This window comes from Persicimonas caeni (assembly GCF_006517175.1).
Classification (GTDB): domain Bacteria; phylum Myxococcota_A; class Bradymonadia; order Bradymonadales; family Bradymonadaceae; genus Persicimonas; species Persicimonas caeni.
Genome location: NZ_CP041186.1, coordinates 2,431,222 through 2,454,338, shown reverse-complemented (window position 1 = coordinate 2,454,338; position 23,117 = coordinate 2,431,222). Strand labels below are relative to the sequence as shown.

The window sequence follows — 23,117 nt, the reverse complement described above, 5'->3', positions numbered from 1 at the left end:
AGGTGCCCGTAGCGAAGCGAAGGGCGGATGGGGGGCCTCGAAAAGCTATTCTTCCGATTCCCCAAGCCGCTCAACAACCACCTCAGCAAGCTCTGCCACGTCCTCGAATCCCTTCTTGCAGAGCTTCTCTCCACAAGACACGGCTACGACGTAGCTCTGATCGCCTTCCGAGAACGGAAAGACGTAGGTGAAAATCCCGGCACGGTCGGACACGAACGCCCGTTCGTTGTCAACCGGACCGTCTTTGGGGGCATCATCGACGGCCAGATACTGCTCGCGCAGTTGCAGGGCGCGCTCCACGGCGGCTTCAGACGACTCTGCCTTCCAGACCTGCAGGCCGGCGCCGTAGAAGTTGCGTCCGGACGGGTGCAGGTGCACGGCGTTGTAGGTGGGGGAGGGGGGCTTGCCCACGAGCTGCTCGCGAACCATCGAGGTTCGGGTGAAATCTTCGAAATCTTTTGTCGTGAGCAACTTGGAGATGTCGAGCGGGGGCTCTTCTGCAACGGTAGCACCCTTGGGGGAGGACGCACTGGTGCGCTTCTCCGGGTCCGCTGCGTCCTTCGACGCGCTCGGCTGCTTGGCCTCGGCTTTTTTCTGAGCCTTTTGGGCCGTCTTGGTGGCGTCAACGCCGGCGTCGACCCGAGCCTCGCCTTCAGACTTGTCGTCACAGGCGGAGAGTCCGATGAGCAGCAGCGCGCAGGTTGTCAGAAGTGTCTTCTTCGAAGTCATCTATTCAGTCACTGGCCAGTTGGAGTACGGCCGAGACGTCGAAGTGGTGTTCGGCCTCCAGTTTGAGGAGGTGCAAGTCCCGCTGCACCCTATCGGAAAAGCGACATGCTGCAAGGAAAAATTCCTCGTACCAGGCAGCGAGTTCGCGGTTGAGGTGGCCGCGGGTGTCCGGGAGCAGGCGTCGAAGCGCTGCGCGCCAGGCGGGGCCTTCTTGGCCGCTGTTGCGAATCTCTTCGAGCGCGCGCTGACCAGCCGCCTCGATCTGACCCGTCGCCCGGGCGCGAAGCTGCCCGTAGACGCGCTCTTCGAGCAAGAGCTTGAGCATGCGGGTCTCGTCGAAGAAGCCTTCGAGTCGTCGGTTCATCGCGCGGGCGTCTCCCAGCGGAAGCGACTGGATGATCGGGCCGACGCGCTGGGCGACCGCGCCTTCGAGCTCGTCGACGTCGGCCAGAATCGTCTGGCGTGAACGGTTGAGCACGTCGTCGAGCCGCTCGGAGAGCAGGTCGAGGATAAAGGTCTGGTCCTCTTCCGAGAGGACCTTGCGTGTGAGCCAGGTGCCGCGTGACTTGAGCGCCTCGCGAATCTCTCGCTCGATGCCGGTGAGCACGAAGTCGAAGCGATCTTCGAGGGCGCGCGCCTCCTTTTTGGCGTGCTTCTCGGGGCGTTCGTCGGCGAGTTCGTCGAGCCAGCCGCGCAGTGACGCGGCCTCGCCGCCGAGCTGGTCGTATTTGTCGACGAGCGCTCGTTGAAACTCGGTCATGTCGCCGACCAGATCGTGGAGTTGGCGTGCGATCTCGAGCGTCTTGATGCGCCCCGAGCGCTCGATGATGCGCGACTCCAAGAAGTCGCGAAACGCTTCGAAGCCAGTGTCAGCGAGTGCCTCGGCGTCGGCTTCGTCCTCGGGCGCCGTACGGTGGGCGAGCGCCTCCTTGGCGGTCATCGGAAAACAGCCGGCGATGCGCGCAGAAGCGTTCTCCTCGACATAGTCGACGAGCTCTTCGACCTGCGGGCCGCGCGAGTCGGCCGGTCCCAGCCGGTCGATCTTGTTGAGCAAGACGAGCAGACGCTCGCGTCCGTTGGGGACCTTTTCGATCTGTTCGAACTCGCTGTGGGAGAGCGCCTGGTTGGCGTCGAGGACCCACAGAATCGCCTCGGCCTCCTCGAGCGCGCGGCTGGCGGTCTCTTCGTGAGCGTCTTCGAGCGCGTTGAAGCCGGGCGTGTCCCAGAACTCGACCGAGCGAAGGTCGGGGTGCGGATAGACGTACTCGAGGTGGTCGATGTCGTCGGCGTCGGTCTTCATCTGGCGCTTGGCCTCCTCGAGGTTGACCTCGGTGACCTCGCCGTCTTTGCGCACCACCCGCGCCGACTTACGGGGTCCGTACTGGATAAAGCAGGTGTGCGCCGTGGTCGGCAACACGCCCATGGGGACGACCTCTTCGCCGATGAGCGCGTTCAGGAGCGTCGACTTACCGGCGTTGAACTCTCCGACGATGGCGACCGACAAAGGCGAGTTGAGCGTGGCCAGCATCTGCTGGACGCGCGCCGAGAAGTGGTCGATGCGCGGGTCGGAGGCGACGAAGTCGCGAAGCTGTCGCAACACCTCGACCACGTCGGTCGAGTCGTCGAGCCGCTCGGGCAACTCCCAGTCGAACGTGAGTTCACCCAGGGCACGACGAAGGTCGGCCTCGACCGCGTCGACGCGCCGCTCGCCGGCCGCACGCACGGCTTCCTCGAAGGCGACGACCGCTTCGGCGGGGTCGCCCGACTCGAGCGCGACCTGCCCGAGCAAGTGCAGCGCTTCGGGGGACGGCTTGTCCTGCTCCTGGAGCACCTCGTCGATCAGTCGGCGGGCGCCGGCCAAATCGCCCCCGGCGAGGTTGGCTTTGGCAAAGCCAACGAGCGCCTCTCGACGCATTGTCGGGTCGTCACCACCCATCTCGAGCACTCCCTGGAAGTGCTCGCGCGCCGTCTCCGCGTCGCCGCGCTCGAGCAAGATCCTCCCGGCGCCCAGATGCGCCTGCGGGCGCCGCGCGTCGAGATGCAGCGCGTTTCGATAGCATTCGAGGGCGCGCTGGCGGTTTTCGACCGCCTCGTTGACGCGCCCGAGCAGCGTATGGATCTCGGGGAGTTGCTCCTCGTCAGCCTCTTCGAGCGCACGCAGCGAGCACTCGTTGGCCCGGCGGTGGTCGCCCAGCGCCAGGCTCGTTCGCGCCACGCCGATCAGCGCGATCAGGTGGTTCGGTTCCCACTCGAGCGCTTTGTCGTAGGCCTCGCGTGCCTGGCCGTGGTGACCGCGCGCCTCCTCGATCTCGCCGCGCAAGATCAACGCCGGTTGACCCGCGCTGCGCGCGCCCGGCCGCTCGAGCACCTTGCGAGCCTCGTCGAGCTTCGAGCGCTGCAGGAGCGCCCGGGCGAGTAGCACGGTCGCCTCCGACTGGTCGGGGCGCGCCTTGACCGCCTTTTTGAGCTCCCGCACCGCCTTGTCAGCACGTCCCTGCGCCAGATACACGCGTCCCAGCCCGAAGAGCAGGTCGAACTCGAGTTCGGCCGCGTCGGACAGCTCGAGTCCTCTTCGGAAGTGCACCTGCGCCTCGTGCGCGTTGCCCAACTGCTCGGCCGACAGCCCCGCGTAGAGGTGGCTGACCGCCTCCTCGCGCTGCTCGACCGCCCGATCGAAGGCCGACAGGGCCTCGTCGAACTTCTCCTGATGGAAGTGGCACATCCCGATCATGTGGTGCGTGCGGTGGAAGTCGGGGTGCTCGGCGTGCGTTCTATAGAGGATGCGCAACGCCGCGTCGTAGTCCTCGCGCTGCATCGCCTGAGACGCCTTGTGCAGCGCGTGGGCGACGTCTTCGGGCAAGAAGACTTCGTCGAGGAAACCGCCGACGCGTTCGCTGAGTTTGTCTAGGAAGGACATAGGGTTATTAACGTTTGGGTTGTTGGGGACCCCCATCCGCCCTTCGCTTCGCTACGGGCACCTTCCCCACAGGGTAAGGGATTTCCTTGCGTGCCTGAACCACGTAGCTTTTCGCAGGGGCATCCCTTCCCCCGTGGGGAAGGTGCCGAGCGCGCTGTTTAGCGCGAGGCGGATGGGGGGCGCCACGACGCTACGCCTCAAAAAAACAGAACAGAGCACGCACAAAAAATCTTCACTGCATCCCTCCAGCATCATGTGCTAACAGGGATTTCCTGACAAAGCGCAAAAAACCACGCAACGAATTAGCACTTTTTGCCGATAACATATATGAGGGCATTGGTAGAGCCTTGTCGGCTCACGATCCTCCGGCAGTTCTGAAAATGATCGTATGACCACAGAACAGGTGTTCAGTGGTTGTTGCAAAATAGCTAAGGCACGTTACCATAAACGCGTCACATGGACTTCCACCTGCTCGGGGTGAGCCTGGGCAGGATAGATAAGGAGAAAACAATGAGCGTCAATAAAGCGATTATCATCGGAAACCTCGGCGCCGATCCCGAGGTCCGCTACACGCAGTCGGGCACCCCGGTGGCCAACCTGCGCATCGCCACCAACGAGCGTTGGACGGACAAGAGCGGTCAGTCCCAAGAGCGCACCGAATGGCACCGCGTGGTCGTCTTCGGCAACACCGCCGAGAACTGCGCCAAGTACTTGAGCAAGGGCCGTCAGGTCTACGTCGAAGGTCGGATCCAGACCAACGAGTGGCAAGACAACGACGGCAACAAGCGCTACACCACCGAGATCGTGGCCCAGAACGTCACCTTCCTGTCCGGCGGCAACGGCGGCGGAGGCGGCGGCTACTCGGGTGGCGGCGGCGGCGGAGGCGGCGGCTTCAACCAGAGCCGCCCGCAGGTCGAGAGTGATTTCGACCAGTCGTTCGATGACGACGACATTCCGTTCTAAGCAACCCCGAATGGTGAACAGAGTTCGCTAAATCGACATCTTCCTCCCCGCCCGCGCTTTTTGCGGACGGGGAGCGAACTGCGAACAGAGTTCGCTAAATCGACATCTTCCTCCCCGCCCGCGCTTTGTGCGGGTGGGGAGGACCGAGGAGGGGCGCCCTCCTCCGCGAGCGAAGCGAAGTGGAGGAGGATCCAGGAGGAGGAAAAAGAAACGGCAAAAGAGCCTCTCCCTCGGTCCCTCTCCTCGGTCCTCTCCTTCCCTCCGCTTTGCTACGGGCGGAGAGGAAGATGTTGGCTTAATGCGCGTTTTTCCTATTCGAGACGATCTTCGACCGTCTCCAAGTTCAACCCGCCCGGGTACGCATAGGAGACGTGGCAGTCATACCCGTAGCTGATCACGCCGAACGGCGCGTCCGCCTCCAGGCGGTGGAAGCCGTCCTCCACACGAATTTGAGCGATATCGAAGTTGCCGCGCTGGCCGACCGTGGTCCATTGGTCGTCGGGGACAGGCTCGCCGTCGAGGCGTACCTGCTGGCCGGCGGGGACGATGAGGTTGATGTAGTCCTCGTCGTAGGCCTCGGGCGTCAGCACGATATAGTCGGTGCGGAATTGATCGACGGGCACGGCCAGTGACATGGCCGGGTCGCCGATGCCGGTGGGGTTTTGGGCGTCGATGCCCTCGTCGCACTCGCGTGGGATGCCGGTCCAGTTGGAGCCGACCATGTATTGGGCGAGCATGACGGGCTTGTTGGAGACGAGCTGGAAGTTTTGGTAGCTGCCGTGCGCCTCGAATTGGCGCCACTCGCCGGCGTCGATGGTGCGGCCGTGGACGCCCGGGATCTCGGGGTCGGTCTGGATGATCGTGCCGTCCTCGGCGGCGATGACTCGCCACACGTCGGGCTCGGCGGTGATGCCGTCGGCGCGGGGGCTGAACTTGGCGCCGACGTAATTCTTACCCCACGACGACACCGGGAAGATGATCGACTCGATGTGGTCGCAGCGGTCGATGTCTTTGACCACGTTGGCGCACTGGTGGCCGCCGAAGACCGTGATCGGCATGTCGGCGTCGATGTGGGTGCCGGTCAGGTCGGGGCAGGGCGTGACCTGCTCGGGCGGGCCTTCGCGCGTGGCCAGGCAGCCGCTTTCGATCGCGGCGTCGAGCTCGGCGCCCGATGTCTCGAGGTTGATCGACTCGCCGGGAGCCAGGTCGAAGACGCGCGTCTCGCCAGGCTCGATCTGCTCGATGCCCGGGCCCTGGATGACCTGGGCCGACGGGGTCACGCGCACCCGGTTGGGGTTGCCGTGGGAGTTGACGATCGTCAAAAAGCCGCGAATGCGGGCGCGACCGCCGCGGTAATACCAGCTCAGTGCCCAGTACTCGCTTCCCACCGAGTTCGTCGGGATGAGCAGCGTGCCGTCGTTCGAGTAGACGTCGACGTTGTTGAGCGGGTTGAACTGGTAGGCGATGACCGGGACGCTGCTGGTCAGCCGGATCGCTTTGTCTTGGAGGCGGCGCGTGCCGGAGTGGTCGAAACCGGTCGGCACCGAGTAGATGCGCGCTTCGCCCGGCGGGATCACCAGGTCGTAGCGCGTGCCGTCGGGAGCGCTGATAAGCTGTCGGTCGGTAAAGCCCTCGCTGAGCGTGACGCGCGCTTCGCTCTCGGGGTTGGGGTTGGTGACCACGATCGCGTGCGGCTGGCTGAGCGCGTCGTCGTAGTTGTCGAGGTCGACCGACCAATACTCGCAGCCGATATAGCTCGAGACCTTTTTATTGAGCTCGCACAGCTCTTCGCAGGCGCCGTTGAAGCACTCGGTGCCAATGGGGCACGGCTCGCCGGGCACGAAGGCGCCCGCCTCGTTGCAGACCTCGAGCTGGCGGCGGTCGACGCAGCGGTTGGTGCCGGGGCTGCACTCGGGCGCTTCGCACGCGCCGTCGGTGCAGGGGGCGTCGCCCGGGCAAAGCGTCTCGACGATGGCGGTGCCGCTCGCGTTGCATACGCGCTGCAGACCTTCGTCGGTGCAGCTTTGAAACTCACCCGGGTTGCAGACTTTGTCGGTGCACTCGCCCGAGTCGGGGTGGCAGCGTTGGTCGGCGGGGCAGACCTCGTCGCGAAAGCCGCTGCCGTCGCTCTTGCACACCTGCCGCGAGGCGAGCGAAGTGCACTCGGCCTCGCCGGGCGTGCACGCGCCGGACGCATCGGTGGCGTCCGGCGTGGAGACGTCGGTAAGGGTGTTGTTCGTCTCGTTGGATTGGTTGCCCGTATTGTCCGAGCAGGCCGTATATCCGAGGCCAAACGCCAACAGCGCGACGACCAGAAGTTTGAAGAGACCTGCAGATCTCATTTTATTCGGCCGGGGCAGGTTTCGCTTCGCGATCTTCGGGCCGCGGCGACTGCGCGGGTTCGGTGTCCGGCGTCGCCCAGTGCTCCGGCTCGGGATAATATCGAGTCGGATACATCAACACGTCGCGGATGACGTCGACGATGCGCCCGATCTGGTAGCCGTCGTAGACGCGGTGGTCGAAGGTGCACGAGACCGTCAGCGCGTCGCGCGCTTCGACGTCGCCGTTCTCGGTGACGAACGGCGCCTTGTGCAACACGCCCGGGAGCGCCACCAACGGCACGCGGCTGGCGGGCACCAGCGGCGCGAAGCCCTGCTTGATGTTGAACTGGCCGACCGAGGTGACCATCGCGCTGCCGAAGGGGTCGCTGCGGATGCCCAGCTTGTCGAGGTCGAAGGGCACGTTGAACGTCAAGAAGTCGACGACCTTGAGCACGCCGCCCATCAACCAGGGCGGGACCACGTCGACCATCGACTTGGTCTTCTCCATCTCGGCGTCTTGGCCGGTGCGCACGTCTTCGGCGCGCGAGCCGAGCTTCTTGGCGATCTCGACCAGGTCCATCTTGTCGGCCTCGGCGAGCTTGATGCCGCTCAGGTCGGCCTGACTCGCCTTTTCGTTGCCCACGGCGACCTGACAGAAGATGTCGATGGTCTTTCGGCGGTGCACCTTTTTGCCCACCATGACCACGTTGAGGTCGGGATACTCTTCGAAGACCGTCGCCATCAACTTGGCGCAATAGGCGGCGACGCCGACCTTGGTGCCGCTGACGCGCGACACTTCTTCGAGATACGGCACCAGGCGGCTGACGTCGACGGTTTCGAACCCGTAGATCGTCGGATCTGCGGGGGTTTTCCACATGCCGACCGAAATCTTGCGCCACGACGAGTACTTCTCGAGCGGTTCCCAGCGTTTGCCCATTCTATCGACTCCTGACCACGTTTGAATGCTTGACGATGCGCCCACCCTACCGAACGGGGGTCGAGTTATCAACGTGCTTCGTGGGGTGTAACGAGGCTAAACCGGCGCGCATTTCGGTTGGGGGTGGGGGGGACGAGCAAGATTACGATCACGATTACGATCACGATTACGATTACGATCACGATCACGATCACGATCACGTTTACGTCCCCGTGACCGTGGCCGTCCCCGTCCCCGTGACTTGAATCTTCCGTCCTCTCTCCTGTACTCTCCACCCCATCTGACTGACCATTCACCCTTTTCGAGGTGCCGCGATGACGCGCCTTCGTCTACTTTCGCTCGGCCTCTGCGCGGTCGCGATGAGCTCATGCGCTCCGGAAGCCGACATCGAGCCCGTGCCCGACGTGGTGCGCCCGATGTGGAGCCCGGCGACCGGCGAGTTGCCCACGCCGACCGATTTGGTGCGCGACTCTGCGACCGGTCGGCTCGACCTGCCCGTCGACCCTCAGGCGCCGGCGGCCGACAAGGAATTCGTCGGCTATCTCAACTCGCTCGACGGCTACCCGCTCGCCTCGACGCTGAAGATCCCGATGTCCGACGACGTGCAGGCCGGTGGGCTGCGCGGGGCGGCGTTCGTGCTCGACGCCCAGACGCGCGAGGCGCTCGACTTGTCGCTCGATTACGATTCCGAGGCGGGGCTGATTACCGGCACGCCAAAAGGAGGCCAGAACTCGGAGTTTTTGCCCGGTCATACCTACGTCTTCGGGCTCCGCGGCTACGACGGCGGGCTTATCGGCGCCGAGGGCGAACCCGTGATCGCCGACGCCGGCTTCTACTTGGTGCGTTCGATGTCGCCGCTCGACGAGCATCCAGCGGCGATGCCCGGTGAGACCGACGACGAGAAGCTCGAGACGGCCGAGGCGCTCCGTAAGGTCCAGCAGGCCTACGCGCCGCTGATCGAGATGGTCACGCAGACGCGCGGTTTCGCGCGCGAGCAGCTCGCCGTGCTGGGTAGCTTTACGACGACAAGCCAGCCGGCGGTGTGGTTCGACCCGGATACCGGGCGCATCCCGCTTCCCAATCAATTGCTCATTGATCCGGCGACCGGTCAGGTCGACCTGCCGGTGAGCGACGACGACTCCGAGGAGGTGCGCGACGTCAAGCATGCGCTGTCACAATACGACGGCTTTTCGGCCTCCGGCGCGATTGTGATCGAGTCGACCCATCCGGTGGACCCGACTACGGTCGCCGACCCCGAGGCGATCCGGCTCTTTCGCAAGCAGGAAGACGGCTCGCTCGTCGAGGTCACCGACCTCGAGCGCGGCGTGCTGAACGACGGCAAGAGCTTTTGGGCGCGCCCCTCGCTCACCCTCGAGCCGAACAGCGACTACGTGTACGTGGCCACCCAGAAGCTGACCGGGCAGGGGGGCGACGCGCTTCGCGCCCAGCCGCTCGGCGCCCTGTTGCGCTCGAAGGCGACCCTCGTCGAAGGGGGTGCCTCGCAGGTGTCGGCCGTCGACGACGCCACCGCGCAGATGCTCGAGCCGGTGCGCCAGATGGCCACGCCGGTGCTCGACCACCTCGCCGCCGACTTGATGCCGCGCGAGCTCGTCTCGGCGGCGGTGCCGTTCCGGACCTTGTCGGCGGTCGAGCGCCTCTTGGCCAAGCGCGCCACCCTCTACGAGCAGGACGTGCGCACCGACATCGTCAACGTCGAGGTCGCCACGCCTTTCGAGCGTGGGCTCTTCTTGGCGATGCCCCAGGTCAAGACGATTGTCTCCGGCGAAATGTTCGTGCTCGACCACCTCGATCCGACTACGCGCACAGCCTACCCCAACGGCGCGGCCCAAGAGCGCAAAGCTTCGTTTGTGCTCACCATTCCGTCGGGCATCGACAAGGGCGAGCCGATTCCGGTGGTCCAATTTGGCCACGGGCTGATGACCAGCCGCGAGCTCGTCTACCTCATCGCCAACAAGCTCGCCGACGAGGGCTACGCGGCGTTTGCCGTCGATATGCCCTATCACGGCCATCGCGCGGTGTGCGTGGAGACTAGCGATTGCAAGGGCGATGGGACGTGCAACGAAGTCGGCGAGTGCATCGAGCCCGACGGCTCCAAGGGCGCGATCGCGACCATCGAAGTGCCCTTCGTCGACGCTGAATATCCGGTCTCGACCGGTTTTGCCTTCGTCGAAGTCGGCAACCTGGTGGGCACCCGTGACCACTTCGCCCAGGCAGCCCTCGACCAGATGCAGGCCCTGCGGGTGATTCGAAACGCCGACTGGGTCGGCAAGACCGGTGGCTGGAGGCTCGATGGCGACGACGTGGTCTACCTGGGGATGAGCCTGGGCGGCATTATCGGCTCGATCTTGACCGCCGCCGAGCCCACCTTGGAGACCTTCGTGCTCAACGTGCCGGGGGCCGACTATTTCAAGCTCATCCAGCACTCGGACACCTTCAAGAGTCAGTTCCAGCACGCCCTCGACGAGCGCGGTGTGGCCGACGGCAGCGACGCCTATTTCGAGTTCGGCAACACCATTCGCTGGCTGCTCGATCCGGTCGACCCGCTCAACATGGCCCAACACGCCATCCTCGACCCGGTGACCTACGTCGATCCGGTCGACGGTCAACAGAAGACCGCGCCCACCAAGCGCGTGCTCATCCAGATGGCCAAAAACGATGCGGTCGTCCCCAACGTGGCCACCGAGGTGCTCTCCGAGCGCATGGGCGTGCCGATTTCGGAGTACGAACCGGCGATATCGAACCATGGCTTTTTGTTCGACCCGACCTCTTTCGAGGGGCGAGATGCACGCAACGAGATGATCGAGTTTTTCAATGAGCGATAACACGGTTCTTGGTTCTTGGTTCTTGGTTCTCGCGGGCCTTTTGTATGCCCAGCCTGCTCTTGCGGCGGGGTTTGCGATTGGGGAGCAGGGGGCAGGTGCGCGTGGAGTTGGAGGGGCGGCGACGGCGCGCGCCGACCTGGGCGGAGCGGGCTTCCATAACCCGGCGGCGTTTGGCTTCGCCGATTCACTGATGATCTCGGCGGGCGTGTCGGGACTAGCACCCTCGGTGGCGCACGTGCAGCCAGGGTCTGGTGAGCAGACCGGTGCGCAGACCGACTTGTCGACGATTCCGTACGGTCATGTCGGGTATCGTTTCGGCGATTTTGGAGTCGGACTCTCGTTCGACGTGCCGTTCGGCTCGGGCTTGAGCTGGCCGAAGGATTGGCGCGGACGCTTCGAGATCACCTCCATCGAGCTGCAGGTCTTCGAGGTCGCCGGGGTGGTCGTGTGGCGGCCCATCGACGAGCTCTCCATCGCCGCAGGACCGCGGCTCGGCCGCTCGACGGTGGGTTACGGTCGCCAGATCGACGCCGTCGACACCGAAGGAAGCGTCCAGCTCGCCGGGGATGCCACTGGCTTGGGCGCTCAGCTCGCGTTGATGTATCGCCCGCTCGACGAGCTGACGCTGGGCTTGAGTTGGCGCTCGCGCATGCACCTTGACTTTTCGGGCTGGGCCAACTTCGAGGACGTGCCGATCGAGCTGCAGCAAAAGGCCCACGACCAGTACGTGACCACCGAGCTGACGCTCCCCGACCGTATCGCGCTGGGGGCTGCGTGGGCATTCGACGATGCGATCGCCTCGGTCGACGTGACGTACTGGACGTGGTCGACCTTCCAGGAGTTCGGCATCGACTTCGCCCACGACCAGACTCCCGACGTTACTCAGCCGCGCAACTGGAACGACTCGATCACGTTAGCGGCCGGCTGGGAGCAAAAGGGATGGGTTGAGGATTTGGATCTGCGCGTGGGGCTGGCCTTCGACATGGCGCCGTCGCCGTCGAACACGTTGTCGCCGTCGTCGCCCGATGGCAACCGGCTGATCCCGTCGTTGGGCGCGGGGTACACGGTCGTGGACGGGCTCCAGGTGGATGTGGGCTACGGACACGTCGTGTTCATGGGAGCCGAGGCGAGCGGGGATGCTTTTCCGGGGAGTTACGACGCGTCGGCGGAGCTGTTGTCGTTGGGCGTGACGTACCGGCCGTGACTTCCTGCCTTTGTATTCCAGAACACATTCGTACCCTAAAACACAAAAAAGGCGCGACCCCGAGGGGCCGCGCCTCCACCCTGGTGCTTCAGCTGAGGTTAGGGTGACTCGATGGTAACCGTGCCCTGCATCGACTCGGGGTGGTTCGCGCACCGGTAGGCGTCGACGCTACCGCTGAGCGCGCCTCCCGCAAAGGCTTCACCGGCGACGGTGAACAGGACCGAGTTGCCGTCCTCGTTCCAGGCGGTGTCCGGATCGGTCTCGGCGGTCGGGTTCGAGGCCTGCGACAGCAGGACATCACCCATGCCGCCCAGGCCGCCGTCGGCGTCGAGAAGCTCGAACGGGTGATTGGCGGTGGCGTTGTTGACGATCTCGTAGCGCCATCCGTCGTTGAGGAAGAGCACCGGATCGGCCGAGCCGCTCAGGCCGTTGTCGTACATTGCCGGCTCGACGCTCTGGAAATCGTAGTCTTGGTTGCCCGAAGCGTCGATGGTGATGCGAATGGCCGGGGTTCCCTCGGGGACCTGTACGGCGAAGCTGTCCATGACGACGTTGCCCTCACCGTCGGTGACCGGCCCGTCGAGATCGTCGGTGCCGAACTCGTAGGTGCCCTCTTCGCCGGTGTCGGAGTGCAGCATGGCGCACAGCGACTCGTCGTCGACGGCCGGACGCTCGAGAGTGACCGAGATGTCGGTGTTCTCGCCGTCGCTCAGAGCTGCTTTGCCGATGACGGCGCCAAAGGTGGCGGTGCCTTGATCGTCGGTGCAGGCGTTTTCGTGGATGACGATCCAGCCGGGGCCGTCGGAGGTGGCGCTAGCGACGGTAACGAGGGTCGACAGGTTGTCGAGGGTCTGGTCGTCGGCGGTCGCCGCAGCGGTGGTGTCGCCGCCGGTGTCCTCGGTGCCAGTATCTTCGGTGCCGGCGTCCTCGTCGCCGGTGTCCTCGTCCCCGGCATCTTCGTCGCCGGCATCTTCGTCGCCGGTGTCCTCGGCTCCGGTATCCTCGGTGCCCGCGTCCTCGGTGCCGGTATCAGCTTGGTTATTGGTGTTGTTGGCGTTGTTGGTCGCGTCGTCATCGTCGCCGCAGGCGCCAACGCCCACAGTCATCGCAAGCAAGATAGTCAGCAGTACTCGTCGCTTCATCAGTCACTCCTCAGAAGAAAGTCCAACTTGGTATGCCGAAGCGCGCCTGGTCCATATGGAGACCGTAAGCAAGAGTCGTACCACGGAAATCCTTTCGACTTGCTTCGCGTCATCGGCTGTCGTATGCTGAATGCAAGATGAACGCCAACCAAATGGGCGAATGGTTTACGCTTTGAACAAGCGATTTAATTTCCCGTTGTGGGCGGCTCGGCTGGCGTATGTGCACGGGTCGAAAAATGTTGTCAATGTATTCTGAGCCCGACGAAACGCGCAGCTTCATGTGACAGGGTGTCACACCGATGACGCCCCAAAGGCGACATTGATGTCAGAGTCTACGCAGATTGTGCGCAGTCGCCTCGTCGGAAAGGCGTGCGAGATCGCCTGCACGATCATGGCGATCACGACGATTGGGGCGCTCGCGCTGCCCGTTGGCGGGCACGAGCCTCCAAGACGGCCGGACGTGGACGCGCCGAAAGGTCCGGTGTTGGTGGAGATGGGCGGCTGGGAGATTTTCGCCCATCGCGCTGTAGTCGAGGATGCTCATTTGCGCCTCGACGGCGTCTACGCTCGGCGGGCGGGCACGCCGGGGTGGATTTTGACGGCGGATCGCGTCCAAACGGGCCTCGCAGCGGCCCCGTCCATCGACGTGAGTTGGTGGACCGCGCATGGTCACGTCAGGCTCGCAGGCCCCGATGATCTTTATGTCACGGCGGGCCAGATGGTCAGTGTGCAGCCCTCGCGTGGGCTGGTGTTCGTCGAGACGGATGAGTCGCCGAGCGTGGTCCATCCGCGCTGGCGACTACAGGCCCGGCGTATCGAGGTCGAGTTGGCCTCGGGGCGCGTGCTGTTTGAAAAAGTTGCACCGGGCGGCTCGACCACCCAGAGTCGTCCTGAGCCTTCCGGGGCCTCGCCCCCGGCGGGCACGGAATAACTGGAGCGCTGACTTGTAACATGTGCGGCGCGTCGCACCTTGAGAGTGCGACGCTCGGCTTTACTCGGCTGGAACGAAGGCGAAGGAGAGCACAACCATGGAAATGGGACTCAGAGCGCAACTGAAGCAGACACAGCAGCTGCGCATGACTCCGCAGCTTCAGCAGGCTATCAAGCTTCTGCAGTTGTCGCGCATGGAACTCATCTCGATGGTGCGCCAGGAGATGACCGAAAACCCGGTGCTCGAAGAGCAGCAAGATCCTTACGAGGCCGAGTCGCTCTACGTCCAAGAGCACGGCATCGAAGAGAAGGAGCGCTCCGACAAAACCGAAGAGGTCAAGGCCGACGAAGGCGACATGGACAGCGTCGACTGGGACGAATACCTCAACAAGTACGACGGCAACTCGATGCCGTCGAACTCGTACAAGGGGTATAGCACCAGCGATCTGCCCGGCTACGAGGAGACGATGTCGACCAGCGAGTCTCTGGTCGATCATCTGATGAGCCAGCTTCGCCTCTCCGCGCTCGACGATCGCCAGCAGCAAATCGGCGCCCACATCATCGGCAACCTCGACGAGACGGGCTACCTTCGCGACATCACCGTGGCCGAGCTCGCCGCCGACGAGGAGATCGACGCCACCGAAGAGGAGGTCGAAGAGGTCTTGGAGATCATCCAGGAGTTCGACCCCATCGGCGTGGCCGCCCGCAACATCAAGGAGTGCCTGCTCATCCAGGCCGATCGTCTGGTACCCGACGACGACACCGTCCACGCGATCCTCGAAGATCACCTCGCCGATCTCGAGCGCAAGAGCGTCTCGAAGATCGCGCGTACCCTGGGCGTCGACAAAGACGAGGTGATCCGCGCCGCCCAGCTCATCGCGACCTTCGAGCCCAAGCCGGGCCGGCTCTACAGCCAGGACGAGGGCCGCTACATCACCCCTGACGTCTACATCTACGAGCTCGACGGCGAATACGTCGCCTCGCTCAACGAGGACGGGCTTCCCAAGCTCAAGGTCTCGAATTATTACAAGAAGATGCTCGCCCAGAAGAAAGAAGAGGGCGAAAAGGACGATGTCCGCGACTATATCCAGGACAAGCTTCGCGGCGCCATGTGGCTCATCCGCAGCATCCACCAGCGCCAGTCGACGATCATCAAGGTCACCGAGAGCATCATCAAGTTCCAGAAGGACTTCTTCGAAAAGGGCATCGAGCACCTCAAGCCGCTGGTCCTCAAGGACGTCGCCGACGACATCGAGATGCACGAGTCGACCGTCAGCCGCGTGACCACCAACAAGTACGTGCACACCCCCCGCGGTGTCTTCGAGCTCAAATTCTTCTTCAACTCCGGCATCACCAAGCACGGCGGCGAAGACCTCGCCAGTGAGGCCGTCAAAGCGAAGATCCGCGAGATCATCGCCGAGGAAGACCCGCAAAAGCCGCTCTCCGATTCCAAAATCGCCAAAAAGCTCGAGGAAGAGCAAAATATCGACATCGCCCGGCGCACCGTGGCCAAGTACCGCGAGATGATGGGGATTTTGTCGAGTTCGAAGCGTAAACAAGTATTCTAAAAAGGTTGTTTGGGATGGGGAGACTGGATGTTGTTGGCGTCGGCCTGATCGTCGCGTTGTTGCCTGCCTGTTGGGATGATCCGATGGAGCAGGTACCGAACGGTGATCTGGAGCGTTCATTTGTCGAGATCCACTCGTCGCGGTTTACCGCCGCGCCCGGCTCCTGCCAGGGCGTGACGGGGGATGACGGCGAGATGCGCGTGCGCTTTGTGCTGACCGACGGCGAGGTGCGCCCGATTCGTCTGGGCGAGACGGTCGACCATCAGTCGGTGGAACTGGGCCCCGAGTCGCTCACATTCTCCAACTCGGATATCTCGGTGGTCGCCGGCCCGAGTGTGCAATTCGTCGCTGACAACGACGAGCACCAGGTCTTCGGCCTGCTACTCGAAAACGCCGGCAGCCTCGACGGATTCGTCCCACCCGGCGCCCGAGGTCACTGGGACAAAAACGGCAACGGTGTCACCGGAGATCGCGAGGACATGGGCGTGCCCGACTTTCGTCTGCGCGAGACGGCGACGGATGTCGACGAGCGTCGCCTAGCGGCCGTGCTCGGCACCTATACCTCCTGGCAACGCGCTTACAGGCTCGCCCGCGCGGAGGGCCGCGAGACGTTCTTCGGCGTGTGGACCTTCGACTCCACGGCGCTCCAGCCGACGTCTCATGTTGCGCAAGCCTCGTCGGAGACCAGCGAATGGACTCAGGAGCAGGCCACGGTCGAAGCCTCGATCGCGAGCGACTATCGGAACGCGCCTCCGACGCCCGACGCGCGTGCCAACGTTTACGAGGCGATCACAAACGTCATCGACGGCCCCTACAGCGAATCGGCGATGACCGAGTTGGGCGTCGAGCGCCCCGGCGCGGTCGACAAGCAACTCGTGGTCTTCGTCGACGGCTACGACGACATGCGCGAGATGGGCAGCGAGGGGATCGGCGACGCGATCCGCGCTGCACGGGAACACAACGTGCGCGTCTTTGTCGTCCACCTCGATCCCGCACTCGAGGAGCCGACGCTGCTCCGTGAAGATCCGATGTATCCCGAGGGGCAGACGCCTTGCTCGGACGACACCGAATGCAAGAACTACGAGACGTGCCGCAAGCCGCGTGGCTACACCGAAAACGCCGGCGATACGGTCGAATCTCCCGGCACCTACGATATCGACCAGACTTACTGTCTGCCCGAGCACGACGCCGCCGGCCGCGTCGGCCCCATCCACGACTACGCTCGACTCGCCTGCGAGACCGGCGGCGGCTACATCTACGCGCCCTCGGCCGAGCAACTCGGATACGAAATGGCGTGGACGCCGCTGGCCCTCGATGGCCTGTGGGAGGCGCGCGTCGAGTCCGCGGCGTTCAAGCGCGGTGAAGTGGCGAGCGGCGAGGCGTATCAGGTGCAAACCGAGATGAGCGCCGACGTCGCCGGCACGGTCCGCGAGTACTCCTTCTCCGAGCAAGGCGGCCCGGGCGCGGAGTTCGACACCCGCGGCGTCGTATTTGCCAGATAAGGCGTCTACCAAGTAGGCCCGACTAAAGCGTGTTGTTTTGCGATTTTATCGACCTCACAGCGAATTGTAAGGTATTGTTACGTCACACAACTGGGGTGGATGTGGACAATACGAATCGAGGCGGACCGCGTACGGTACGCGGCCATGGATTCTTCGAACGATTCGAGATGAGGAACAGATAATGCGCAACGGCAAAGTAGTACTGACAGCACTGGCGACGGCTCTTTTGTTGGTTGCCTGCGGGGACGCCGGCGAAATGGGTCCGGCCGGTGCCTCGTCACTCGTCGAGACGGTCGAAGAGCCGGCCGGTGACAATTGTGCGCAGGGTGGCACCGCCATTCGCACGGGCGTCGACGCCGACGGCGACGGCAGCCTGAGCGACACCGAGGTCGAGGCCACCAGCTACGTGTGCAACGGAGTTCAGGGCGATGCCGGCGAGCAGGGCGAGCAAGGCGATCAAGGAGAGCAGGGCGCCACGGCGCTCGTCGAGACTGCCGAGGCGACCTCGTGCGGCGACGCGGGCGGCACGCTGGTGCGTGTGGGCGTCGACACAAACGACGACGGCGCGCTGCAAGACTCCGAAGTCACCAGCGAAGAGACGATCTGCAATGCTCCCGATGCCGTCGACGCGCCCATCTTGATCCAGGAGGTCGAGGTTCCGCAGGGCGATGTGTGCGGAGGCGGCGGCACCGCCATTCAGGTCGGCCGCGATCTCGACGAAAACGGCACCCTCGAAGAATCAGAGGTCGAGTCGGAGATCGTCGAGTGCGGTCCCTGCCCGGACGGCTATACGGCCGACCCCAACGATCCCAACCAGTGCCTCGTCCTCACCACGATCTATTTCGAAGGCACGATCGATTCGGTCAATGACAACGATAACTTGAGCCCGGGCGTCGCCGTCGGAGATACCTTCACCGGGGTGATCTCGTATCCGGGGATGTCCTCGCCGACCGACTCGAACCCCGACGGCCGCATGGGCATGTATACCTTGACCGGCGAGACCAGCAGCTTCTCGGTCAACCTGGGAACCAACCTGCTCACGTCGTCGCCGACCGCCGAGTTGCTCTTCGAGTTCAACAACGACTTCGGGTTCACCAACCAGGACGAGTACCGGGTCACCTCGCAGGCCAACGAGGACTTCAACGGCCTCGAGGTCAGCTACATGACCCTGGCGATGTACGACGCCGACGGCACGGTGTTCAACGACGATCACTTCCGCGGGCCGATGGCCTTCGCCGAGGCCGAGCAGCGCCAGTTCATGATCCAGTTCGCCGAGGGGCTCGACTCGGGCAACTCGGGACCTGGACCGGGCCCGATCTCCTCGGGCAGCACGGCGATGGCCTTCGGCACGCTGACCAGCGTGTCCGTGCAGTGAGCTGAGCGACCCTCGCGTCGAGTCATCGAGGGCGGCCTTCGGGCCGTCCTTTTTTGTGCGTTAAGAATCTCTTTAAATTTCTTATGATCTTGCTTGGTTTTCTGGCGATGATCACGATATGCTTTCCCTTACGGAACCGTGGCGGCACCACAACTTCTGCCATCCCGGCATCGTGGTGTCCTTTGGGGTTCTAACTACTACGTGGCGCAACTGCGTATGTATGATCATCAGCAACCCGAACAGTTTAACTCCCCCACAATTAGGAGTCCGCAATGAATGCCAATGTCTCTTTTCGGCACATGGAATCCTCTGCTTCTCTGCGCGAATACGCTGTGAGCAAGCTCGAGCGTGTCTGTGACAAGTACGTGCAGGGAAAGATCGATGCCACTGTCGTGATGAGCGTTGAGAAGCACTGGCATATCGCCGACTTCACCCTTCACATCAAGAACTTTACCGTTAAGGGAAAAGAGCGCAGCGAGGACATGTACAGCTCCATCGACTTGGCGCTCGAGAAGATTGAAAAGCAGCTTCGCCGCCACAAGGATCGCCTCAAGGATCACCAGCCCGACCGCAACGGGCACTCGCGCATGTTCCGCATGGGCGTGGTCGCTCCGTTCGACGGCGGGATGTACGAGGAGTCGGAATTCGACGAGGAGTTCGCCGAGGACTACGAGTTGTATCCGGCCCCCAGCGAAGACGAAGCGGTGGCCGTGGCCGAAGACGAGGACGCCCGCGTGGTTCAGGTCAACGGTGGCGATGCGGTCAAGGTGCTCCGCAACCAGGAGTACGAGGCCAAGCCGATGTCGCTCGAAGAGGCGGTCATGCAGCTCGACCTCCTGTCCGATCGCGAGTTCTACATCTTCACCAACGCGGTGAGCAAAAACATCAACATCGTCTACAAGCGCCACGACGGCAACGTGGGTCTTATCGAGACGGCGTGACACGATAGAATCTCAGGGTGATGTAAGAGAAGGGAGGCTTCGGCCTCCCTTTTTTGATCACCCCCTCCCCGCGTCGGGGAGGTGCCGAGCGATGTCTGTGAGGCGGAGGGGGCATTAAGAACCGACCAAGCGCACACAATTTCCAATTTCGCCTCAACTTGGTTAAGTTGGCCTCCGAGTAACAATAACTGCGAATAAAACGAGACTCTGCACGATGAAGACCAAGAAACCTTATGGGCTGTGGTCGAGCGGCCTGTCCGCCAAGGCGATGGCCGGAGATCTGGGACTCAAGGACGTCGGTTGGACCTCGGACGGCACCTTGGTGTGGCTCGAGTCGCGCGACGGCCACGGCGTTCTGGTGGCCAAAGGTGACGAGGCCGCCCGCGATTTGACCCGCGAGCAGCGTGTCTCCGGGGGCGTGGGTTACGGCGGCGGCGAATTCTGCGTGCACGGCCGCAGCGTCTACTTTGCCGCTTCCGACGGCCGCCTCTACCGGGTTGGGCTCGACACGGGCAATCCGCGCGCGCTCACGCCGGCTCATGGAAGCGTCGCCTCACCGGTGGTCTCGCCCGACGGCGACTGGGTGGTCTACGTGCACACCGACGGCCACAACGACGTGCTCGCCGCGGTCGACAGCGCCGGAGACCAATGGCCGATCAAGCTGGTGTCGGGTGATGATTTCTATATGCAGCCGCAGTGGTCGCCCGACGGGCGCCACCTAGCCTGGGTGTCGTGGAATCACCCGAATATGCCCTGGGACGAGACCGAGTTGCACGTAGGTACCCTCAAATTGGGCGAAAATGGGCTGTTCGTCATCGGCACCGAACGGGTGGCCGGCGGTGAATCGGTCTCGGTTATGCAGCCGGAGTTCTCCCCCGACGGCCAAAAGCTCGCCTACCTGAGCGATCGCGACGGCTGGTGGCACCTGTACGTTCACGACACCGAAACGGGCGAGGTCGAGCAACTCACCGAAGGCAACTTCGAGGTGGGCGGGCCGGCCTGGATTCAGGGAATTCGCGCCTATATCTGGAAGCCCGACAGCTCGGGGCTGTACGCCATTCGCAACGAGAAGGGCGAGATGGACCTGCTCGAGGTGTCGTTGGACGGCGCCTCCGAGACGGTCAGCGGCCTGAGCGAGTACACTTTCTTGGGCCAGTTGGCGATGTCGCCGGACGGAACGCTGGGGATGATCGCCTCGTCGAGTCGCATCCCGACGCGCGTGGTCACCTGGAGCCCCGACGAGCCGGCCCGCGTGGCGCGGCGTTCTTCGGCCGAGCGCCTCGAGGCCGATCAACTCTCCGAGATGGAGCCGGTGAGCTGGACTGCGCAGAGCGGCGGCGAGTCGGTCGAGATCTACGGAAACTACTACCCGCCGACCAACCCGAGATTCGAGGCCGACGGCAAGCCGCCGGCGCTGGTGATGATCCACGGCGGGCCGACCTCCCAGCGCACCGCGCGCTTCGAGGCGGCCAACCAGTTCTTCGCCACCCGCGGGTTCGCGGTGCTCGACGTCAACTACCGCGGCAGCACCGGTTACGGGCGCGAGTACCGCGATGCGTTGGCCGGCCAGTGGGGCATCTTCGATGTGGAAGATGCGGTCAGCGGGGCGAACTTCTTGATCAACGGGGGCCTGGCCGACGCCGAGCGCATCGTGATCATGGGAGGAAGCGCTGGCGGCTATACGGTGTTGCAGTCGTTGGTGAGTCATCCGGGCACGTTTGCGGCCGGCATCTCCAAATACGGCATCTCCAATTTATTTGCTTTGTCGATGGAGACGCACAAGTTTGAGTCACACTACAACGACATGCTCGTCGGTGAGTTGCCCGAGGCGAGCGAGACGTTCCGCGAGCGCTCCCCGCTGTTCAACGCCGACCGCATCGAAGATCCGGTCGCGATCTTCCAAGGGGGCAAGGACAAAGTCGTCCCCCAGAACCAGGCCGAGGCCATGGTCGAGACGCTCGCCGCTCGCGGGGTGCCTCACGAGTATCATATCTACGAAGAAGAGGGGCATGGCTGGCGCCGCTCGGAGACGATCGAGCACTTCTACGGAGCGGTCATGGATTTCCTGAAGAAATACGTGATCTTCAAATGAGCCACCAATCAACCTGAGAAGCCGAGCCCGTAGGGCGGAGCAAAATTCTTTGATAGCCCCCGGCGAAGCGAAGCGGAGCCGGGCGGAGAGGCGGACATGGACTACAAAGGCAACTTCATTGATGGGAAGTGGCGCGCGGTGACCTCATCGGACGGCGAGATCGTGCGTGAGAACCCATGTCGTACGTCTGAGACCGTCTTCAGCGCGCCGTGGGCGGTTTCGGCGGTCGACGAGGCGGTCCAGGCGGCCAAAAAGGCGCTGCCGGCGTGGGATCGGCTCGGCGTCGAGGGGCGCATGCCGTACCTCGAGCGCTTCAAAGAGGCGCTCGCCGCGCGCAAAGAAGACCTGGCGCACATCATCGCCCGCGAGGTCGGAAAGCCTCTTTGGGAGGCTCGGACCGAGGCGGGCGCGCTGACCGCCAAGATCGAGATTATGTGCGGGCCGGGGCTCGAGTTGACCCAGGAGGTGCACCCCGACGGCTTGGCCAACGGCAGCTATCGCCACCGCCCGCTGGGCGTGCTGGGCGTGCTCGGGCCGTTCAACTTCCCGCTGCACCTTCCCAACGGGCACATCATCCCCGGGCTGATCAACGGCAACACGGTGGTGGTCAAGCCCTCCGAACTCGCGCCGGGGTGCATGCAGTTGTACTTCGAGTGTGCCCAAGAGGCGGGCTTTCCCGACGGCGTCATCAACCTCGTGCAGGGCAAAGGTGAGGTGGGCGCCGAGCTCGCCGGCCACCGTGGGGTCAACGGCGTGCTCTTTACGGGCTCCTGGGAGACCGGGCTTCGCATCAAGCAGGCCACCGAGGAGCACTACTGGAAGCTGCTGGCGCTCGAGATGGGCGGCAAGAATACCTCGGTGGTGCTCGAGGACGCCGATTTGATGCAGGCGGTCCACGAGGTGGGCCTGGCGGCGTATCTGACCACCGGTCAGCGCTGCAGCGCCACGAGCCGGGTGGTGGTGCGAAACGAGGTCGCCGACGAGTTCATCGACTGCTTGCGCGACCTGTCGACGCGGGTGACCACCGGCGATGCGCTCGACGAAGAGGCCTTTATGGGCCCGCTGGCCAGCGGGTCGGGCTTCGACAAATTTCTGCAGGCCCAGCGCGACAACGAGGGCGGCAGGCTCGTGCCCCTGCTCGAAGGCGGACGCGCTCGCAGTGATCTGGACGGCTACTTCGTCAAGCCGTCGGTGTGGTTGGCCAAGTCGGTCGACGCGACCGGCTCACACCAGGGCCGCGAGCTGTTCGGCCCCGACATCGTCGTCTACGTCGTCGACAACGACGAGGACGCCGTCCGCGTGGCCAACGCCACCGAGTACGGGTTGTCGATGAGCGTGTTCACCGCCGACGAAGAGCGCTTCGAGAACCTGTCGTATGGGCTGCGCGCCGGCGTGCTCAACATGAACCGGTCGACGTGCGGTGCGTCGAGCCGCCTGCCGTTCGGGGGCATCAAAAAGTCGGGCAACCACCGCCCCTCGGCGCTTCTGGCAGGGCTCTACTGCACCTACCCGCAGGCCCAGCTTCGACAGGAGCCGGGCTGGCAGCCCGAGAGCCTCGAGTCGGGGCCGCTGTCGTATCTGGAGTAGGCCGCCGATTCCGTTGAGGTTTATGGATTAAATCAGGCGCGCGAGCCTGTTGAAGGGTTGGATTGG

At 63.8% G+C, this 23,117-nt stretch carries 15 protein-coding genes; 10 read left to right on the top strand and 5 right to left on the bottom strand.

The genetic code is table 11. The features are described 5' to 3' along the window. Positions 1-45: 45 nt before the first annotated feature. The gene (locus FIV42_RS09075) at positions 46-729 is read right to left on the bottom strand and encodes a hypothetical protein (protein ID WP_141197370.1); all 684 of its coding nucleotides are present in this window, start codon (positions 727-729) and stop codon (positions 46-48) included. Between the two features lie 4 nt (positions 730-733). Continuing rightward, the gene (locus FIV42_RS09070; RefSeq protein WP_168210514.1) at positions 734-3,646 is read right to left on the bottom strand and encodes a tetratricopeptide repeat protein; all 2,913 of its coding nucleotides are present in this window, start codon (positions 3,644-3,646) and stop codon (positions 734-736) included. A gap of 510 nt (positions 3,647-4,156) precedes the next feature. On the opposite strand from FIV42_RS09070, the gene FIV42_RS09065 reads away from it, so the two are divergent. After that, positions 4,157-4,609 (top strand): single-stranded DNA-binding protein, encoded by a 453-nt coding sequence (locus FIV42_RS09065; RefSeq protein ID WP_141197368.1) that lies wholly within the window; start codon positions 4,157-4,159, stop codon positions 4,607-4,609. A gap of 311 nt (positions 4,610-4,920) precedes the next feature. On the opposite strand, the gene FIV42_RS09060 is transcribed toward FIV42_RS09065, so the two are convergent. Continuing rightward, the gene (locus FIV42_RS09060) at positions 4,921-6,951 is read right to left on the bottom strand and encodes an IgGFc-binding protein (protein ID WP_141197367.1); all 2,031 of its coding nucleotides are present in this window, start codon (positions 6,949-6,951) and stop codon (positions 4,921-4,923) included. A gap of 1 nt (position 6,952) precedes the next feature. After that, positions 6,953-7,867 (bottom strand): 2-oxo acid dehydrogenase subunit E2, encoded by a 915-nt coding sequence (locus FIV42_RS09055; RefSeq protein WP_141197366.1) that lies wholly within the window; start codon positions 7,865-7,867, stop codon positions 6,953-6,955. A gap of 314 nt (positions 7,868-8,181) precedes the next feature. Between FIV42_RS09055 and FIV42_RS09050 the strand changes: the two genes are divergently transcribed. Next, positions 8,182-10,710, top strand: a complete 2,529-nt coding sequence (locus FIV42_RS09050; protein WP_141197365.1) for a hypothetical protein — start codon at positions 8,182-8,184, stop codon at positions 10,708-10,710. Then, positions 10,700-11,914 carry an OmpP1/FadL family transporter gene (locus tag FIV42_RS09045; protein ID WP_141197364.1) on the top strand — a complete coding sequence of 405 codons (1,215 nt, stop codon included), beginning with the start codon at positions 10,700-10,702 and terminating at the stop codon, positions 11,912-11,914. Before FIV42_RS09050 ends, FIV42_RS09045 begins: the two co-directional genes overlap by 11 nt. Positions 11,915-12,012: 98 nt before the next feature. Here the strand turns inward: FIV42_RS09045 and FIV42_RS30075 are convergent, their stop codons facing one another. Next, complete coding sequence (locus FIV42_RS30075; RefSeq protein WP_168210513.1) at positions 12,013-13,056, bottom strand: DUF7282 domain-containing protein; 1,044 nt, start codon at positions 13,054-13,056, stop codon at positions 12,013-12,015. 322 nt (positions 13,057-13,378) lie between these two features. Between FIV42_RS30075 and FIV42_RS09035 the strand changes: the two genes are divergently transcribed. From FIV42_RS09035 to FIV42_RS09005, 7 genes are all read left to right on the top strand, one after another. Continuing rightward, complete coding sequence (locus FIV42_RS09035) at positions 13,379-13,987, top strand: hypothetical protein (RefSeq protein WP_141197363.1); 609 nt, start codon at positions 13,379-13,381, stop codon at positions 13,985-13,987. A 97-nt stretch (positions 13,988-14,084) separates the two neighbouring features. Further along, complete coding sequence (rpoN, locus tag FIV42_RS09030; RefSeq protein WP_141197362.1) at positions 14,085-15,554, top strand: RNA polymerase factor sigma-54; 1,470 nt, start codon at positions 14,085-14,087, stop codon at positions 15,552-15,554. 83 nt (positions 15,555-15,637) lie between these two features. After that, the gene (locus tag FIV42_RS09025) at positions 15,638-17,056 is read left to right on the top strand and encodes a vWA domain-containing protein (RefSeq protein WP_141197361.1); all 1,419 of its coding nucleotides are present in this window, start codon (positions 15,638-15,640) and stop codon (positions 17,054-17,056) included. Positions 17,057-17,237: 181 nt separating this feature from the next. Beyond that, positions 17,238-18,431 carry a DUF7151 family protein gene (locus FIV42_RS09020; protein ID WP_141197360.1) on the top strand — a complete coding sequence of 398 codons (1,194 nt, stop codon included), beginning with the start codon at positions 17,238-17,240 and terminating at the stop codon, positions 18,429-18,431. 272 nt (positions 18,432-18,703) lie between these two features. Continuing rightward, positions 18,704-19,372, top strand: coding sequence for a ribosome hibernation-promoting factor, HPF/YfiA family (gene hpf, locus FIV42_RS09015; protein ID WP_141197359.1), 669 nt, complete (start codon positions 18,704-18,706; stop codon positions 19,370-19,372). A gap of 214 nt (positions 19,373-19,586) precedes the next feature. Further along, complete coding sequence (locus FIV42_RS09010) at positions 19,587-21,464, top strand: S9 family peptidase (protein WP_141197358.1); 1,878 nt, start codon at positions 19,587-19,589, stop codon at positions 21,462-21,464. A 96-nt stretch (positions 21,465-21,560) separates the two neighbouring features. Then, entirely contained in the window at positions 21,561-23,051 is a 1,491-nt protein-coding gene (locus FIV42_RS09005) for an aldehyde dehydrogenase family protein (protein ID WP_141197357.1), read from the top strand. Positions 23,052-23,117: the final 66 nt, after the last annotated feature.

Coding starts and splice junctions, on each gene's coding strand:
- FIV42_RS09075 (WP_141197370.1), bottom strand. CDS start 729: ATGACTTCGAAGAAGACACTTCTGACAACCTGCGCGCTGCTGCTCATC.
- FIV42_RS09070 (WP_168210514.1), bottom strand. CDS start 3,646: ATGTCCTTCCTAGACAAACTCAGCGAACGCGTCGGCGGTTTCCTCGAC.
- FIV42_RS09065 (WP_141197368.1), top strand. CDS start 4,157: ATGAGCGTCAATAAAGCGATTATCATCGGAAACCTCGGCGCCGATCCC.
- FIV42_RS09060 (WP_141197367.1), bottom strand. CDS start 6,951: ATGAGATCTGCAGGTCTCTTCAAACTTCTGGTCGTCGCGCTGTTGGCG.
- FIV42_RS09055 (WP_141197366.1), bottom strand. CDS start 7,867: ATGGGCAAACGCTGGGAACCGCTCGAGAAGTACTCGTCGTGGCGCAAG.
- FIV42_RS09050 (WP_141197365.1), top strand. CDS start 8,182: ATGACGCGCCTTCGTCTACTTTCGCTCGGCCTCTGCGCGGTCGCGATG.
- FIV42_RS09045 (WP_141197364.1), top strand. CDS start 10,700: ATGAGCGATAACACGGTTCTTGGTTCTTGGTTCTTGGTTCTCGCGGGC.
- FIV42_RS30075 (WP_168210513.1), bottom strand. CDS start 13,056: ATGAAGCGACGAGTACTGCTGACTATCTTGCTTGCGATGACTGTGGGC.
- FIV42_RS09035 (WP_141197363.1), top strand. CDS start 13,379: ATGTCAGAGTCTACGCAGATTGTGCGCAGTCGCCTCGTCGGAAAGGCG.
- rpoN (WP_141197362.1), top strand. CDS start 14,085: ATGGAAATGGGACTCAGAGCGCAACTGAAGCAGACACAGCAGCTGCGC.
- FIV42_RS09025 (WP_141197361.1), top strand. CDS start 15,638: ATGGAGCAGGTACCGAACGGTGATCTGGAGCGTTCATTTGTCGAGATC.
- FIV42_RS09020 (WP_141197360.1), top strand. CDS start 17,238: ATGCGCAACGGCAAAGTAGTACTGACAGCACTGGCGACGGCTCTTTTG.
- hpf (WP_141197359.1), top strand. CDS start 18,704: ATGAATGCCAATGTCTCTTTTCGGCACATGGAATCCTCTGCTTCTCTG.
- FIV42_RS09010 (WP_141197358.1), top strand. CDS start 19,587: ATGAAGACCAAGAAACCTTATGGGCTGTGGTCGAGCGGCCTGTCCGCC.
- FIV42_RS09005 (WP_141197357.1), top strand. CDS start 21,561: ATGGACTACAAAGGCAACTTCATTGATGGGAAGTGGCGCGCGGTGACC.